The sequence below is a fragment of the Streptomyces cucumeris genome, from assembly GCF_024295805.1.
GTDB classification, from domain to species: domain Bacteria; phylum Actinomycetota; class Actinomycetes; order Streptomycetales; family Streptomycetaceae; genus Streptomyces; species Streptomyces cucumeris.
In genome coordinates this window covers 55,274-70,802 of the sequence record NZ_JANCLX010000037.1, presented here as the reverse complement: position 1 = coordinate 70,802, position 15,529 = coordinate 55,274, and the positions used below count along the sequence as shown (strand labels likewise).

Genomic DNA, 15,529 nt, shown 5'->3' with positions numbered 1-15,529 from the left:
CGCAGTGATGAGGGGGCAGTTGTGGTACCGATGAAAGCGGCGGGAGAACTGCCCCGACCGTGGCGCGCGGTCGAGCAGCGAGCGGTTTCCTGGCTGGCCGCGCACCACTTCCGGTTCGATCCGCACACCGCGGAGGAAAGCACCGTTCTTTTCGCCCGCAAGGCACTGGTGGAGATGGCCCTGTTGGTCGGACTTCGCGCCCGGCTGGACCCCGCTCCTTTCGACGGCGACTATCAGCGGCTCTTCGACCGGATGAGCGCCGCGGCGAAACGCCCGTCCTACCGGGAACTCGTCGGCCGCGATGAACGCGCGCTCCTGTTGTACGCCGGAACGCACGCGGCGCTCCGGTTGTGCGGGCAGGAGAGCGAGGAATTCCACCACCTCATCGAGCAGTCCGTGGCGGGCCGCTACGCGACGTCGTTCGAGCGCATCCCGTATCGGCAGCTCGATCTGCTGCACACCCTGGAACTGGCCGGAGTGGACCACCCGCTGCCCCCGGTCGAGGACGTCCTGCCGCTGACGCTGTTCTGCGCGGACCCGTCCGTGCTCAGGCTCGGGGACCGCGACATCTACGCGATCACCCATACCGTCTTCTACGCCACCGACTTCGGACTGCGCGTCCCGCGCTGGCCCGCGGGCTTCGACCTGTCCCGTGCGGTCGAGCTCCTCGAGGCGCTGTGTCTGCTCTCCCGACACCGGGGCAACGCGGACCTCGTCGCGGAACTGCTCTGTTCGCTGCTCTGCCTGGGCGTCCACGACTCTGCGGAAGCCGAGCGGGGCTGGGCCTTCCTGGTGGAGGTGCAGGAGGCCGACGGCCGGGTCGCCGGTCCGGAGGGGATCGTCCACCCGGGACTCGAGGGCTCCGACGAGGAGTACCGCTCCTGGGCCACGGCGTACCACACGACGATCGTCGCCGCGCTCGCCGGACTGCTCGCCCGTGGCGTCACCGTGATCCGCCGCCCACGGCCCTCGCCCGCCACCGCGCCGGACGACACGCAGCGCACGACCGCCCTGCGCCGGGCCACGCTCTGGCTCGCCGACGCCGCCGTCACCGCCGACCTCGATGACGCCCTGCCCGCGGCGGCCACCGCCGCGCGCGGAGCCCGCGCGCTCGCGGAACCCGCCCTCGCCCAGGCCGCGCTGGCCTCGGTCGTCAAACGGGTGGAGGCCGAGCAGGGGCCGTCACCGTGGCGCCGGGTCGGAGCCGATGTGGTCTTCGAATGCGCCCATGGCCTCCGGGCGGCGTCCCGCGACTGCGCCACGCTGGACCGCTTCCTCGAGGACACCGCCACCGCGCTGACCGGTCTCACCGCCGTCCCCGTCGCCGCCGCGGGCGGAGTGGCGCACCTGATGCGGCTGGGCTGGCTCACCGAGGACACCGGTAACGCCCTGATCGCCTCCGCTGACCCCACGCCCCTGATGACGGCCGTCCCGCCACCCGCGATGACCGCCAAGGGGCTGGTCCAGTACGCCGGGGACGATCCGGACCGGTTGCCCGGCGGGGAGGCGGCCCGCGCCGTGGGGGAGCGGCTGGCCGCGGCCCTCCCGGCGGCCTGCCAGGACTACAAGCTGGACGAGGTGGCCGTACTGCTGCGGTGCCTGATCCTGCTCGGCTGGGCCGACCACCGCGTCGTCCGCGACGGCGTCGAGTTCCTGCTGCGCCAGCAGACGCCCTCGGGGGCCTTCGGCTGGCCGGCCGTGGACGACCCCGACCAGCGGATGGGGCTGCGGCAGCGGTGGACACAGAGCTGTGTGGTCACCCTGTCGACCCCCGCGGGGTGATCTGTCGGGCACCGGCGAAGACGCCAGGAGTGCGCTGAAGGCTTCGGGGTACCAGTCTGCTCGCCGCGGCCCGCGCCGGACCGGGTCCCGTGGCACCCCGCCCCCTAGCGCGTACCGGCCAGGTGACACCATGACCACCACCCAGGAACCGCCCGAGCTGACCCCCCGGCCGCCCGTGGCGCGGGAGTCCGGGCCCGTCTCCCTCGACGACCGGGCCATGCGGATACGAAGACGACTCGAGCGCCTGATCGGCGTCGCCGCCACCGAGGGCAACGCGCTCACCCCGCTGCGCAACGGGGACGAGATCTTCGCCGCGATGCTGGAGGCGATCCGCTCCGCCGAGCACACGGTGGACATGATGACGTTCGTCTACTGGAAGGGTGAGATCGCCGGTGAGTTCGCACGGGCGCTGGCCGACTGCGCCGCCAGGGGCCTGCGTGTCCGGTTGCTGCTCGACGGCTTCGGCAGCCGTCTGATCGAGGAGGACCAGCTGCGGGCCATGGAACGCGCCGGGGTGCAGGTGGCGTGGTTCCGCAAACCGCTGTACCTCTCACCGTTCAAGCAGAACCACCGCTGCCACCGCAAGGTCCTCGTCGTCGACGAGCGGAAAGCCTTCACCGGCGGGGTCGGCATCGCCGAGGAGTGGTGCGGCGACGCGCGCAACCCGGGCGAGTGGCGGGACACCCATGTCGAGGTCCGCGGACCGGCGGTGGACGGGATGGCCGCGGCCTTCGCCCAGAACTGGGCCGAGTGCCACGATGAACTCTTCGACGCACACGACCGGTTCGTCCAGCACAGCCCCCAGGGCGACGCCGTGGTCCAGGTGGTCCGGGGATCGGCCAGTTTCGGCTGGCAGGACATGCAGACACTGCTCCGGACCATGCTGGAGTCGGCCGAGGAACGCTTCCGGGTGACCACGGCCTACTTCTCACCGGACGACTACTTCACCGAACTGCTCTGTGCCACCGCGCGGCGCGGTGTCGAGGTGGAGATCCTGCTGCCCGGTCCGCACACCGACAAGCGGGTGTCCCAGCTCGCCGGACAGCGTCTGTACGAGGCGCTGACCTCCTCCGGGGTGCGCATCCACCAGTACCAGCCGACGATGATGCACGCGAAGGTCGTCACCGTCGACCGCGTCGCCGCGCTCGTCGGATCGACCAACTTCAACCGCCGTTCCCTGGACCACGACGAAGAGGTCATGCTCGCCGTACTGGACCAGGAGTTCACGGCGACGCTCGACGCCCACTTCGAGGCGGATGTGGCGGAGAGCGAGCGGATCCATCCTGGCCGGTGGCAACGGCGACCCCTGCTGCAACGCGCCCGCGAGGCCGCCGTCGCCCCCATCCGCCGGTTCCTCTGAGCCCCGGCCGCGCACGGCTTAGCCACTCTCCCCGCGTCGCAGCGCCCACTTCTGCACCGACTCCAGCGGTCCGTTGCGGAACCGGCGCAGCCACAGCGTGGCGCCCAACATCAGGACGGCGCACACCGCCGCCCACAGCCCCATCACCCACCACGGACGGGCCGATGCGAACCGGTCCGCCAGGCCGAGCCCGATGCCGTACGAGACCAGGACGCACAGGAGGTTCTGCAGCACGTACCCCGACAGGGCCGTCCGGCCGACCGACACCAGTCCGGTCGTGAGCGGCCCCGGGCGCCGCACCCGGCCCACCACCGCGCCGATCAGTCCGATGTAACCGACCGCCACCAGCGGGGCGGCGCAGTACCGTCCCAGCAGTGTGTAGTCCTGACCGGCCAGGGTGACCACCACGGTGAGCGGCACTCCGAGCCCGAGGCCCCAGCCGAGCATCCGGCCACGGATGCGCCGGCCCGTCTCGTCCATGCCGAACGCCCCGGCCCGGAACAGCCGCACACCGAGGAGGAAGAGGAACACCAGGAGCCCGAAGGACAGCACCGGTTCCATGCGCAGCACCAGGGCGTGCTCCAGGCGGAAGGAGATCTGGTCCGGGTAGCCACCGTGCGCGTACAGATCCACGATGTCCCGGGAGACGCCTTCCCGGTCCCCGGCGCCGTCCCCGTCGCTCCCATGGGCCACCAGCGCCGCCGTGAGCAGCCCCATCACCACCAGATGCAGTCCGGCCGCCCACCACATGACCCGTCGGCGCGCCCGGTCCGAGCGGTTCAGCAGCCGGGCGACGAGCAGGGCGGTGACCGCGTACCCCATCAGCACGTCCCAGGCGAAGACGAGGACGAAGTGCACGGTGCCCTCGGCGAACAGGAACAGGGCGCGCCACCGGTAGCGGCCGGGCCAGGGCTGTCCGCGCCGGGCGGCGGAGTCGTACTGGATCGCCAGGCCGACGCCGAACAGGATCGTCAGCATCGACAGGAACTTCCCGTCGGCCATCCGCTGGAACAGGCTCTCGGCCGCCGCGGGCAGTGAGCCGAAACCGCGCCCGCCGGTGGCGTTCTCGAGGATTCCCCACTCGGCGCCGGGGCCGGTGAAGACCCAGACGTTGGTCATCAGCGTGCCCAGGATGGCGACACCCCGCAGGATGTCGAGCAGGGGCAGCCGGCCTCCGGCCGGGGTGGGGGTACCGGCACCGGAGGGTGTGGTGGAGGTACTGCGCGCTGGAGCGGTCATTCCTCCATCGTTGGGGACGTCAGGGCCGCGTTCCTCATGACGAAAGCCGAACCCGCCGTCCGTCGAAAGTCGCACCTGACGTGGGGTCACTTCCCCCCTCGGGTGCAGAGCCCGGTCCCGTGGGTGTAGTCACCCCCGACATCGTCGGACGCGACAGAAGTTCGGCGATTGAACCCAACGGCGCAGCGGTCCATGCCTCGACGGCCCCGCCCCGGGACCCCCGTGGACACCGTCAGTGGTGATCGCAGCGTTTGCAGGCTAGGTGGGTGTCAAGTGGGCTGTCAATGCGGATTTCCTTAGATCTGGCGGTTGCAAACGCTGTCTCGTGTGTCGATCGCCATCCCGGGCGAACCGGGTGCGGCAACCTCTGGCCGATCCCTTGACGCGTCTGTGGCGCGGGGCTAACTTCACCGCAATTCTTGGAGCTGCTTCCTCAACTCCCTCCTTCTTCTCTTCAAAAGGTGAACACATGCTGCGTATGCGACGGCGCAGAACGACGGAGCTGATCGGCCGGGGCCTGGTGGCCGTCGCGGTGGTGGCCGCGTCCGGTGCGGCCGTACCCGCGGCCGGAGCGCCCGCACGCGCCGCCGGTCAGGGCCCCGCGCGGTGCGGACCCGCCGGTGAGAGCGGCCGGTTCGCGGACGGCACCGGCTCCGCGACACTGACCGTCACCCATGTCGGGGACGGCTGTCTGCGGACCTACAAGCTGGTCAGCTCGGTCGCGGGGAAACGGACGTTCCGCGAGAGCGCGGACCGGCCGACCCTGCGCTCCGGTTCGGTCCTGCTGGACGGGCTGTACGCGATGGCCCACGACGACGCCCGGCGCAATGAGACCGACCAGCTCACCGACGACGCGTACAACGACGGCGAACCGGTGCCGTGTCCGGGCGGCTGCTACATCACCGGCAAGTCGTGGACATACGTCTGGACCCGCGACGTCTCCTACTCCGCCGACCTCGGACTGACCCCCGCGGACCCGGAACGGATGCGCAACACCCTCGCGTTCAAGCTCAGCGACCGCCGCGACGGCTCCGGGGACACCCAGGTCATCCAGGACACCGGCACCGGCGGCAGCTACCCCAGCTCCTCCGACCGCGTGGTGTGGGCGATGGGCGCGAGCGAGATACTCGACTGGCTCCCGGACGGCGAACGCGAACCCTTCGCGCGCCGGGCCTATGACGCGATCCGCAACACCGTCGAACACGACCGCAAGGTCGTCTACGATCCGCGCCAGGGCCTCTACAAGGGCGAACACTCCTTCCTCGACTGGCGCGAACAGAGCTACCCGGACTGGACGAAGGACGACGTGGCCACCATTGCCACCTCACGTTCCCTGTCCACCAACGTTCTGCACCGGGTGGCGCTCGACACCGCCGCCCGTCTCGCGGCCGACGCGGGCGACGAGGCGGCGGCCGCCAAGTACCGCGGCTGGGCCACCCGGCTCACCACGGCGATCCGCCGCGCGTTCTGGCTGCCCGGACAGGGGCAGTTCGCCCAGATGCTCACCACCGAGCTGGACCCCTCACCGGCGCGCCGCTACGACGCCCTGGGCACCTCGCTGGCCGTCCTCACCGGTGTCGCCACACCGCGCCAAGCCCGGCAGGCGGTGGCCGGCTACCCGCAGACCCCCTACGGCCCGTCCGTGCTGTGGCCGCAGCAGCAGGGCGTACCGGCGTACCACAACAACGCCGTCTGGCCCTTCGTCACCGCGTATCTGATGCGCGCGGCCGCGAAGACCGGAAACGACGGCGTGGCCACGCTCCAGGCGCGGTCCCTGATCCGCGGCGGCGCCCTGTTCGGCACCAACAAGGAGAACATCAACCTCCTGGACGGCGGCACCAAGACGGAGATCAACTCCGACCGTCAGCTGTGGAGCGTCGCGGGCATGCTGTCGATGGTGCAGCAGAGCCTCTTCGGCATCGACGCGCGCCGCGACGGACTGCACATCAAGCCCTTCCTCCCGGCACGACTGCGCCACACCTATCTGCGCGGCAGCGACCGCGCCGCACTCCACCACCTGAACTACCGCGGCCACACCGTGGACATCGCCCTCGACCTCCCGGAGGACACCGCGGAGCGCGGCGCCTACCGGGTCACCTCGCTGAGGCTGAACGGTGAGCGACTGCCCGCCGGTACGCCCATCACCGAGGAGATGCTGGGCGAGGGCACCGCGAAACTGGTCATCGAACTGGGCCCGCCGCGCCCCGGATCGGCCTCGCCCGCACCGAAGCCGGTGGACGTCTCCTCCAAGGAGGCGCTGTACGGGCCCGACACACCGACCGTGCGCGGGGTCACCACCACCGGCGGCCGCACCCGACTGTCCCTCGGCATCGGGGACGAGAAGCCCTCCAAGGTCACCATGGACGTCCTCCGCGACGGCCGGGTGATCGCCGAGAACCAGCGCGTCTCCGGTGCCGACCCGGTCTGGACCGACCGCACCGCGCGCCCGGAGAAGGTCTCGCACTGCTACAGCGTCCGGCTGCGCTACCCCTCCTCCGGCAACACCTCCCAGCACGCGAAGCCACGCTGCTCCTGGGGTCCGCGCCACGACCGCGTCACCAAGGTCACCGGGGAGGACTTCGAGGTCACCGGCGGCCACCGCACCAGCGGCGAACACGGTGTGTACTACGCGGACTGGGGCACCGGGGCCAGGGACAGCATCACGGCCCGGATCAGGCCCAGGTCCGACGGCGAGTACCTGATCCAGGCCGACGCGGCGGTCGGCGGCCCCGTCAACACCGGTGTGTCGAGCGGTATGAAGATGCTGCGCGTGTACGACGACGCCACCAACCGCCTGGTCGCCCAGAAGGTCATCGCGATGCCCAACACCGGGAGCTGGACGACCGTACGCGGCTCCACCTACGCCTCGGCCCGGCTGACCGGGGGGCGTGCCTACCGCGTCGTACTCGCCCAGGACCCACGGGCGGTCAACATGAGTTACTTCTCCGACAACGCCCTCTACCGGGACACCCGGAGCGGTCCGTCCAACAACAGCGACGTCTACGCCATCACGGCGCGGCTGAAGCGGCATACGGCCCGGTGACGCGTCCGGGCCGTCCCGCTCAGCGCAGCGTCCGGCAGTACAGGGCGTCCGGGGTGCGGAACGATCCCACGCGGCCGGTGTACGCGATCCCGGCGGCGTACTCGCCGTCCGCGCACTGCCCCTTGTAACGGCCCTGCGCGAAGTCACCGCCTCGGGGAGCCGTCCCGCGGTTGTCACCCCGGTCGAACCACACCGTGCGGCCGTCCGTCCCCAGCTTCCCGGGGGCGGCGGCCGCGCACAGGGCGGCCGACACCGCCGCGCCGCGGACGCTGTAGCCGATGAGGAACTGCCCGTCCGCGCACTGGAGTTTGGTGTATCCGGACGCCCATTCGCGGCCGGGGGCCACATGCCGTTCGTCCCGGACGACCTCGTGTCCACCGCCGGTGTCCGCAGGCGACGCGGCGGACACGTCCGAGCACAGTCCTCGGTTGCCGGTGTGACTCAGCCCCAGCAGCCGCTGGCCGTCGGGGCAGACGGCCTTGCGCGCCCCGTGGTCCCAGTCGGGGTCGGGCAGTGCGCGCATCCGCCGCGACGCCACGAAATCGCCGTGGTCGGGGCTGAGCATCGACCAGCGCGCCACCGGGGCGACGGCACCGGTGCGCTCCTTCGCGTCGATCAGCCTGGTCCAGGCCGCCGCCCGCCAGTCGTCCCCGTCGTACAGGCCCATACGGCGGCCCTCCGCGTCCCAGTGCAGCAGTGCCCACCCGTTCCCGGTGTGGTTCTCGTGGTGTCCGACCAGCGGCCAGTACGCGAAGTCGACGTCCGCTCGGATGAGTTCGTCGACGAAGTTCTCGAACCACGCCCGCTGTTTCGCACCGGTCTCCTCACGGCCGCCGATGCCGAACTCACTGATCCAGACCGGAGCGGTGAAGTGGCGGTCCGGTTCCGAGGCCACGTAGAGGGCCTGGCGGATGAGGGTGGCGGCCAGCTCCGCGGGGCTGAGGTCCCGGTAGCGGGGGTCGCTGGTCTCGCCCACACCGGTGGCGCCGGTGTGGCGCGGACCGGTGTAGTCGTAGAAGTGCGCGGAGTACACCAGCTTGCCGGAGTCGACGAGGGTGTGCGACAGCCTGCGGACGGGCTCCAGGGCGGGGCGCTCATGGGGCAGTCCGTCGACGGGGATCCCGGTCCAGTTGATGCCCTCGACGATGATGAGGAGGTCCGGATTGGCCTCGGTCAGGATGCGGTCACCGGCCCGCTGGGAGGCGGCGAACCAGTCGTGGCGGTCGCCCAGACCCCAGTTGGGGTCGTCCCACACCGAGCGGCGCACCTCGTTGTAGAGGTCGGCGCCGACCACCCGTTCGTTGTCCCGGTAGCGGCGGGCCATGAACAGCCAGTCGCTCTCCCAGGCCGCCGCCGGCTGGCTCGCGTTCCAGCGCTCGTTGCCGTCCACCGCGCAGCACCACCGTGTGGTGTTGGTGTGGTTGTTCAGGATCACCGCGAGTCCGGAGGCGGTGAGTTCCCGTACCACCACGTCGTACACCTGGAGGGGTGTTCTGCCGCGCAGCTCCGGGTTGGCGGCGACCGCGTCGTCCGTCACGGGGCGGGTGTCATGGATCATCTCGTTGGAGAACGGCAGCCGGATACTGTTGATGCCCAGCTCCCGGAATCCGGAGACGATCTCCCCGATGGACGCCCGGTCCAGTCCCAGCGGCATCCGTCCCGCGTTCTCGCCCCCGTGGTGGTTGGCGTCCTCCTCCTGATCGCCGGAGCCGGTCCATGTCCCGCTCGCGCCATGCCAGTTGCCGGACTTCAGCTTGAACCGCTTCCCGTCGGCGTCCACGATCCAGCGGCCCCGGGTGCTCAGCGGGCCCTTCCAGTCGGCCGCCGCCGGGGTGGGCGTGGGCGCCGCGGCCGCGCCCGCCGGGGCGCGCTGCGCCGTCCGGGGGGCGGCGGTGGCATCCGGTGCCGACAGGCACAGCAGCGCCAGGAAGGTGGCCAGTAATGGTCTGACGAGGGATCCGTTCACGAAGTCCGTCCCGGGGGTGTGGGGGTGGTGTCCGCGCCATGATGGCCGGTGTCACTCCCGGGGACCAGCCCCCCATTGAGCCAACGCGCCTCCCGGCGCCTCGCCCGGCACATCGCCCGGTGTCTCGTCCGCGCGGTGGACGGGGCTTCCGCCGGGTGGCCGAGCGGGCTCCATCCGGTGTCATCCCCCGGACCGCGCGGAACGGCCCCGCGGGACGACGCCCCGCGCAGCAGGGCTCAGCAGGATGTTGTGCATGAGCACGCAGACGGTCCCCGCATCCTCGACGTCCAGTGCCCCGGCGCCCCGTTGGGCGGTGTGGGCGGCCCACGCCACCACCTGGGCCGTCCTGCCCAGCGGTCTGTGGCGTATCGCCCTGGTGCTGGGGCATCCGGCCGGTTACACCGAGGAGGGCTTCGCGGACTTCCGGTCTCCGGGCGCGAAGGTCTGGATGCTGGCGCTGAGCGTGGTGTGCGAATGCGTGGCCCTCCTGACGATCGGCCTGGTGCGGCCGTGGGGCGAGGTCGTGCCGCGCTGGATACCGTGGCTCGGCGGTCGGGCCGTGCGCCCGATGGCCGCCGTCGTCCCGGCCGCGCTGGGCGCGGTGGCGCTGACCGTGCTCTGGGCCGATGTCCCCCGGTGGTGGACCTACTCCCACCACGACATGACGGACACCGGAAGCCTCGTGGTCGGCATCCTCTACCAGCCGCTCGTGCTGTGGGGCCCCTTGACCGGGGCGGTCACCGTCTCCTACTACCGGCGCCGCCGGCCGCGCGGTCGCCGTGTCCGCTCCGCCTGAGCGCATTGTGGTATCCATCCCCTGTCGCGGCTTTTGCCGGAATACGCACGGGAACGGGATGGAGCTGGGGACGTGGCGTTCGCGGAGTCTTCCGGCGGGGACGGGCCACCCGCCTCCCGCCGGTCGCTGGTCCCGCTGCTGGCCGTGTGCGCCGGGTACTTCATGGTGATCCTGGACGTCACGGTCATCAATGTGGCCGTACCGGTGATCGGCCGGGAGCTGTCGGCCTCGCTCACCGGAATCCAGTGGATCACCGATGGATACACCCTGGTCTTCGCCGGGTTCCTGCTGACCGGTGGCGCACTGGGGGACAGGCTGGGCAACCGCCGGGTCTTCTGCGCCGGGGTGGCGGTGTTCACCGTCTCCTCGGCCGCGTGCGCCTTCGCGCCGACCACGCCGTTCCTGGTCGCGGCCCGGCTGCTGGAGGGGCTCGGCGCGGCGCTGATCGTGCCCGGCTCGCTGGCCCTGCTCCGGCAGGCGTATCCGGATCCGGCCGACCGCTCACGGGCCTTCGGGCTGTGGGGTTCGGTGGCGGGCATCGCGGCCTCGGCCGGGCCGCTGCTGGGCGGACTGCTGGTCTCCACGGTGGGCTGGCGGTGGGTGTTCCTCATCAACCTGCCCGTCGGCATCGCCTGTCTGGTGCTCACCCCGCGCCATGTGGCCCGCTCCCCACGGCTCACCGGCCGGGCCCTGGACTGGCCCGCGCAGTGCGCGGTGGTCGCGGCCGTGGCGTCGCTGACCGCGGCGCTCAACGAGGCCGGGCGGCGCGGCTGGTCCGATCCGGCCGTCCTCGCCGGGGTGGGGCTCTCCGTGGTGGCGGCCGTGGCGTTCATGGTGCGCGAGCGGCTGGCCCGTACCCCCGCCCTGCCGCCGGGTCTGCTGCGGTCACCGGCGCTGGGCGGCGGGGCCGTCATCGGTCTGCTGTTCAACTTCGGCTTCTACGGCATGGTGTTCACCGCCAGCCTCGACTTCCAGCACCAGCGCGGCTTCAGCGCCCTGGTCACCGGGGTGGCGCTGTTCCCCGCGGTGGCGATGACGATGTTCGCCTCCGTCCTGTCCGGACGGCTCACCCGCAGGACCGGCGACCGTCCGCTGGTGGTCAGCGGCATGCTGCTGGCCGCCCTGGGGCTGGGCGGCTGGGCCGCGGCGGGGGACGACCCCGGCTATGCGCTGCTGGTGGTCCCGATGATGGCGGCGGGATTCGGCACCTCGTTCGCGCTCACCGGCTCGACCTCCACCATCATGGGCGCCGTGCCCCCGGCGTACTCGGGCACCGCCTCCGCGCTGTTCAACACCACCCGCCAACTCGGCAGCGCCACCGGTGTGGCACTCGGCGGCACGCTGCTCGCCACGGCCGCCACCTACGGCAGCGGACTGCGCCTCAGCATGGCCATCGGCGCCGTCGCGTACCTGACCGCCGCGGCCCTCGCCTGGTGGTGCGTACCGTCCCGGACCGGGCGCGAGGCTCCCGCCGGGCACTGAAACCCCCGTCGCACAACCCGCCGTATAGGGTGACCGGGAAGCCGCCGACCGCTCCTGCGGAGGGAACGGAGAGACACGTGCAGGACGCCACCCCCGTCGAGCACTCGACCGGCCCCGACGCCGCCCTGCGCGACCGGCTCGCCGACGGCCCCAACGCGCTGTTCGTCTACGGCACGCTCCAGTTCGACGCCGTACTCACCCATCTGCTCGGGCGGCTGCCGCGGAGCACCCCCGCCGCCGCCCCCGGCTGGCGCGCCGCCACCCTCGAAGGCCGCGTCTACCCGGGGCTGGTCCCCGCACCCGGCGCCACGGCCCCCGGTCTGCTGCTCACCGATCTGAGCCTCACCGAGTGGAAGATCCTCGACGCGTTCGAGGACGACGAGTACGAGCCGGGCCGGATAGCGCTGACCTCCGGCGCCCAGGGCTGGGCCTACCTCTGGCGCGAGGGCGATGTCCGCCCGGAGACCTGGCACGCCGCCGACTTCGCCGCCCGCCACCTGACGGAGTTCACCGCCCTGTGCGCCGAGGTCGCCCCGGAACTGACCGCGGTGGCCACCCGCTCCGAGCGGTAGCCGGGAAACACCGCGCCGGACCAACAAACCACCGGACCACCGGACGGAAAAACGTCCAGGCCGACCCGTGACGGGCCGGCCTGGACGTGGCGGAGCGGATCAGACCAGGTCGAACCGGTCCAGGTCCATGACCTTGGCCCAGGCGGCGACGAAGTCCCGCACGAACTTCTCCTTCGCGTCATCGCTCGCGTAGACCTCGGCGAGCGCGCGGAGTTCGGAGTTCGAGCCGAAGACCAGGTCGGCACGGGTGCCGGTCCACCGGACCGCACCGCTCGCGTCGCGGGCCTCGAACTCGTCCTGCGCCTCGGAGGTGGACTTCCAGGTCGTGCCCAGGTCGAGCAGGTTGACGAAGAAGTCGTTGGTCAGGGTGCCCGGACGGTCGGTGAGGACACCGTGCTTCGAACCGCCGTGGTTGGCGCCCAGCACCCGCAGACCACCGACGAGGGCGGTCATCTCGGGGCCGCTCAGGGTGAGCAGATTGGCCTTGTCGAGCAGCAGGTACTCGGCCGGCAGGCGGTTGCCCTTGCCCACGTAGTTGCGGAAGCCGTCGGCGGCCGGCTCCAGGGCGGCGAAGGACTCGACGTCCGTCTGCTCCTGGGAGGCGTCCACCCGGCCCGCCGAGAACGGCACCTCGGCCTCGACACCGCCGTCCTTGGCCGCCCGCTCGACGGCCGCGTTGCCCGCGAGCACGATCAGGTCGGCCAGGGAGACCTGCTTGCCGCCCTTGGCGTTGAAGGACTCCTGGATGCCTTCCAGGGTGCGGAGCACCTGGGCGAGCTCGTCCGGGTTGTTGACCTCCCAGCCGCGCTGCGGCTCCAGACGGACGCGCGCGCCGTTGGCGCCACCGCGCTTGTCGCTGCCGCGGAAGGTCGAGGCCGAGGCCCAGGCGGTGCCGACGAGCTGCGAGACGGTCAGACCGGAGGCGAGGACCTGCTCCTTGAGCGCGGCGGCGTCGGCGGCGTCGATGGCCTCACCGGTGCGCGCGGGCAGCGGGTCCTGCCAGAGCAGCTCCTCGGAGGGCACCTCGGCGCCGAGGTAGCGCACGACCGGGCCCATGTCGCGGTGGGTCAGCTTGTACCAGGCGCGGGCGAAGGCGTCCGCGAACTGCTCGGGGTTCTCGTAGAAGCGGCGCGAGATCTGCTCGTAGACCGGGTCGAAACGCAGCGACAGGTCGGTGGTGAGCATCATCGGGAGACGCTTCTTCGACGCGTCGTGCGCGTCGGGGATGATGGCCTCGGCGTTCTTCGCCACCCACTGGTTGGCACCGGCCGGGCTCTGGGTGAGCTCGTACTCGTACTCGAAGAGGTTCTTGAAGAACTCGTGGCCCCACCGGGTCGGGGTGCTGGTCCAGGTCACCTCGAGGCCACTGGTGATGGCGTCGCCGCCCTTACCGGTCCCGTAGGTGCTGCGCCAGCCCAGGCCCTGCTCCTCGATGCCCGCGGCCTCGGGGTCGTCGCCGACATGGTCGGCCGGACCGGCGCCGTGGGTCTTGCCGAAGGTGTGGCCACCGGCGATCAGCGCGACGGTCTCCTCGTCGTTCATCGCCATCCGGCGGAACGTCTCACGGATGTCCCGGGCCGCGGCGATCGGGTCCGGGTTGCCGTTGGGGCCCTCGGGGTTCACATAGATGAGGCCCATCTGGACCGCGCCGAGCGGGCTCTCCAGCTCACGGTCGCCGGAGTAGCGGGCATCGCCGAGCCACTCGGTCTCGGGGCCCCAGTAGACGTCCTCCTCCGACTCCCAGACGTCCTCACGGCCACCGGCGAAGCCGAAGGTCTCGAAGCCCATCGACTCCAGGGCGACGTTACCGGTGAGGATCATGAGGTCGGCCCAGGAGATGGCCTGGCCGTACTTCTTCTTGACCGGCCAGAGCAGACGGCGGGCCTTGTCCAGGTTGCCGTTGTCCGGCCAGCTGTTCAGCGGGGCGAAGCGCTGCTGACCGGCGCCCGCGCCACCGCGGCCGTCGCTGATGCGGTACGTGCCCGCGCTGTGCCAGGCCATGCGGATCATCAGCGGGCCGTAGTTGCCGAAGTCGGCCGGCCACCAGTCCTGCGAGGTGGTGAGCACCTCGGCGATGTCCCGCTTCACGGCGGCGAGGTCGAGGCCCTGGAACGCCTCGGCGTAGTCGAACTCCTCGCCGAGCGGGTTCGCCACGGCCGGGTTCTTGGCAAGGATCTTCAGGTTCAGCCGGTCGGGCCACCACTGGCGGTTTCCGCCGCCCTGTGTCGGGTGCGGTGCGCGTCCGTGGGCGACCGGGCAGCCTCCGCCTTCCGTCTTCGCGTCGACGACGACTGCGTCATGGTTCTCAGACATGGGAATCCTTCCGGACCAGGCGGATCACGGTGCTCATGAACTGCGGATGGTGGAACGGTCGGGGCGCTGCCCCGGCAGGTGACTCCGGCGTCCTCGGTCGGGAAGACGACCGGGAGGCTGGTGTCGTCGGACGCGGTGAGGCGGATGTCCTCGCGCATGACGGGGGAAGGAGGCAGGGGGCCACGTGCTCGGACCGCGCGACGCGGGAGGCCGTCACCCGAGGGCCTGCACCGCGGAGCTGTCCGGCGGTGGTCCCGTCACGTCTCTTTCTCCTGTCGTACTGGAGGCTTCCTGTCTCTTGGCTCTCGCCGGAACCGATCCTACGATGGACAGAATCTAAGTCAAGAAGTGCGCCAAACCCATATCCGATCGGATCCCGGATGCCCATTGGTAAACTTCGGGAGTCCCACCGAACCTGAATAGGTGAACCGATATGAGTGACCTGCTGGAGCGACTGCGAGGGCGCGGCTGGCGGATGACGTCCCAGCGGCGTGTCGTTGCGGAGGTCCTCGACGGCGATCATGTGCATCTCACCGCCGACGAGGTGCACGCCCGCGCGGCCCGGCGGCTGCCCGAGATCTCCCGGGCGACCGTCTACAACACCCTCGGAGAGATGGTCTCCCTCGGTGAGGTCATAGAGGTCTCCACCGACGGCCGCGCCAAGCGCTACGACCCCAACGCGCACCATCCGCACCAGCACCTGGTGTGCTCCGGCTGCGGCACCATCCGCGATGTGCATCCGACCGGCGACCTGTTGGCCGGTCTTCCCGCGGAGGAACGGTTCGGCTTCACGGTGTCCGCGGTCGAGGTCACCTACCAGGGACTCTGCCCCTCCTGCGCCTGAGCTCCTGCGCCTGAGCGGCAGACTGGCCGCAGGCAGGCGCCACGCCGGTCGATGATCCCCCGCATTTACACCGTATAGCAGACGGGGGGTCTTGCCGCAAGGCCCCCATACCGGGTGAAAATCGCTGCTCGC

At 71.2% G+C, this 15,529-nt stretch carries 10 protein-coding genes; 7 read left to right on the top strand and 3 right to left on the bottom strand.

Annotated elements, in window-relative coordinates:
* Positions 1-30 precede the first annotated feature (30 nt).
* Positions 31-1,782 (top strand): DUF6895 family protein, encoded by a 1,752-nt coding sequence (locus NMK44_RS35480; RefSeq protein WP_254750984.1) that lies wholly within the window; start codon positions 31-33, stop codon positions 1,780-1,782.
* 130 nt (positions 1,783-1,912) lie between these two features.
* Positions 1,913-3,142 (top strand): phospholipase D-like domain-containing protein, encoded by a 1,230-nt coding sequence (locus NMK44_RS35475; RefSeq protein ID WP_254750983.1) that lies wholly within the window; start codon positions 1,913-1,915, stop codon positions 3,140-3,142.
* 18 nt (positions 3,143-3,160) lie between these two features.
* Here NMK44_RS35475 and NMK44_RS35470 read toward each other — a convergent pair whose 3' ends face one another.
* Positions 3,161-4,381 (bottom strand): DUF418 domain-containing protein, encoded by a 1,221-nt coding sequence (locus tag NMK44_RS35470; protein ID WP_254750982.1) that lies wholly within the window; start codon positions 4,379-4,381, stop codon positions 3,161-3,163.
* Between the two features lie 469 nt (positions 4,382-4,850).
* On the opposite strand from NMK44_RS35470, the gene NMK44_RS35465 reads away from it, so the two are divergent.
* A complete protein-coding gene (locus NMK44_RS35465) occupies positions 4,851-7,424 on the top strand; it encodes an MGH1-like glycoside hydrolase domain-containing protein (protein WP_254750981.1) in 2,574 nt (857 codons plus the stop codon).
* A 19-nt stretch (positions 7,425-7,443) separates the two neighbouring features.
* Here the strand turns inward: NMK44_RS35465 and NMK44_RS35460 are convergent, their stop codons facing one another.
* On the bottom strand, positions 7,444-9,390 hold the full coding sequence (locus NMK44_RS35460) for a glycoside hydrolase family 5 protein (protein WP_254750979.1): 1,947 nt from the start codon (positions 9,388-9,390) through the stop codon (positions 7,444-7,446).
* A 253-nt stretch (positions 9,391-9,643) separates the two neighbouring features.
* Here NMK44_RS35460 and NMK44_RS35455 point away from each other — a divergent pair, with 253 nt between their 5' ends.
* The 3 genes from NMK44_RS35455 (at position 9,644) to NMK44_RS35445 (ending at position 12,240) form a co-directional block, all read left to right on the top strand.
* Positions 9,644-10,186 carry a hypothetical protein gene (locus NMK44_RS35455; RefSeq protein ID WP_374215390.1) on the top strand — a complete coding sequence of 181 codons (543 nt, stop codon included), beginning with the start codon at positions 9,644-9,646 and terminating at the stop codon, positions 10,184-10,186.
* Between the two features lie 72 nt (positions 10,187-10,258).
* Positions 10,259-11,668: an MFS transporter gene (locus NMK44_RS35450; RefSeq protein WP_308358708.1), complete on the top strand. Its 1,410-nt coding sequence runs from the start codon at positions 10,259-10,261 to the stop codon at positions 11,666-11,668.
* A 77-nt stretch (positions 11,669-11,745) separates the two neighbouring features.
* Positions 11,746-12,240 (top strand): gamma-glutamylcyclotransferase family protein, encoded by a 495-nt coding sequence (locus NMK44_RS35445; protein ID WP_254750975.1) that lies wholly within the window; start codon positions 11,746-11,748, stop codon positions 12,238-12,240.
* A gap of 99 nt (positions 12,241-12,339) precedes the next feature.
* On the opposite strand, the gene katG is transcribed toward NMK44_RS35445, so the two are convergent.
* Entirely contained in the window at positions 12,340-14,553 is a 2,214-nt protein-coding gene (gene katG / locus NMK44_RS35440; RefSeq protein WP_254750973.1) for a catalase/peroxidase HPI, read from the bottom strand.
* 433 nt (positions 14,554-14,986) lie between these two features.
* Here katG and NMK44_RS35435 point away from each other — a divergent pair, with 433 nt between their 5' ends.
* Positions 14,987-15,397 carry a Fur family transcriptional regulator gene (locus NMK44_RS35435; protein WP_254750971.1) on the top strand — a complete coding sequence of 137 codons (411 nt, stop codon included), beginning with the start codon at positions 14,987-14,989 and terminating at the stop codon, positions 15,395-15,397.
* Positions 15,398-15,529: the final 132 nt, after the last annotated feature.

Bases quoted from the DNA above. Each gene is read 5' to 3' on its own strand.
- NMK44_RS35435 (WP_254750971.1), top strand. From the start codon at position 14,987: ATGAGTGACCTGCTGGAGCGACTGCGAGGGCGCGGCTGGCGGATGACG.
- NMK44_RS35465 (WP_254750981.1), top strand. From the start codon at position 4,851: ATGCTGCGTATGCGACGGCGCAGAACGACGGAGCTGATCGGCCGGGGC.
- katG (WP_254750973.1), bottom strand. From the start codon at position 14,553: ATGTCTGAGAACCATGACGCAGTCGTCGTCGACGCGAAGACGGAAGGC.
- NMK44_RS35475 (WP_254750983.1), top strand. From the start codon at position 1,913: ATGACCACCACCCAGGAACCGCCCGAGCTGACCCCCCGGCCGCCCGTG.
- NMK44_RS35480 (WP_254750984.1), top strand. From the start codon at position 31: ATGAAAGCGGCGGGAGAACTGCCCCGACCGTGGCGCGCGGTCGAGCAG.
- NMK44_RS35455 (WP_374215390.1), top strand. From the start codon at position 9,644: ATGAGCACGCAGACGGTCCCCGCATCCTCGACGTCCAGTGCCCCGGCG.
- NMK44_RS35470 (WP_254750982.1), bottom strand. From the start codon at position 4,381: ATGACCGCTCCAGCGCGCAGTACCTCCACCACACCCTCCGGTGCCGGT.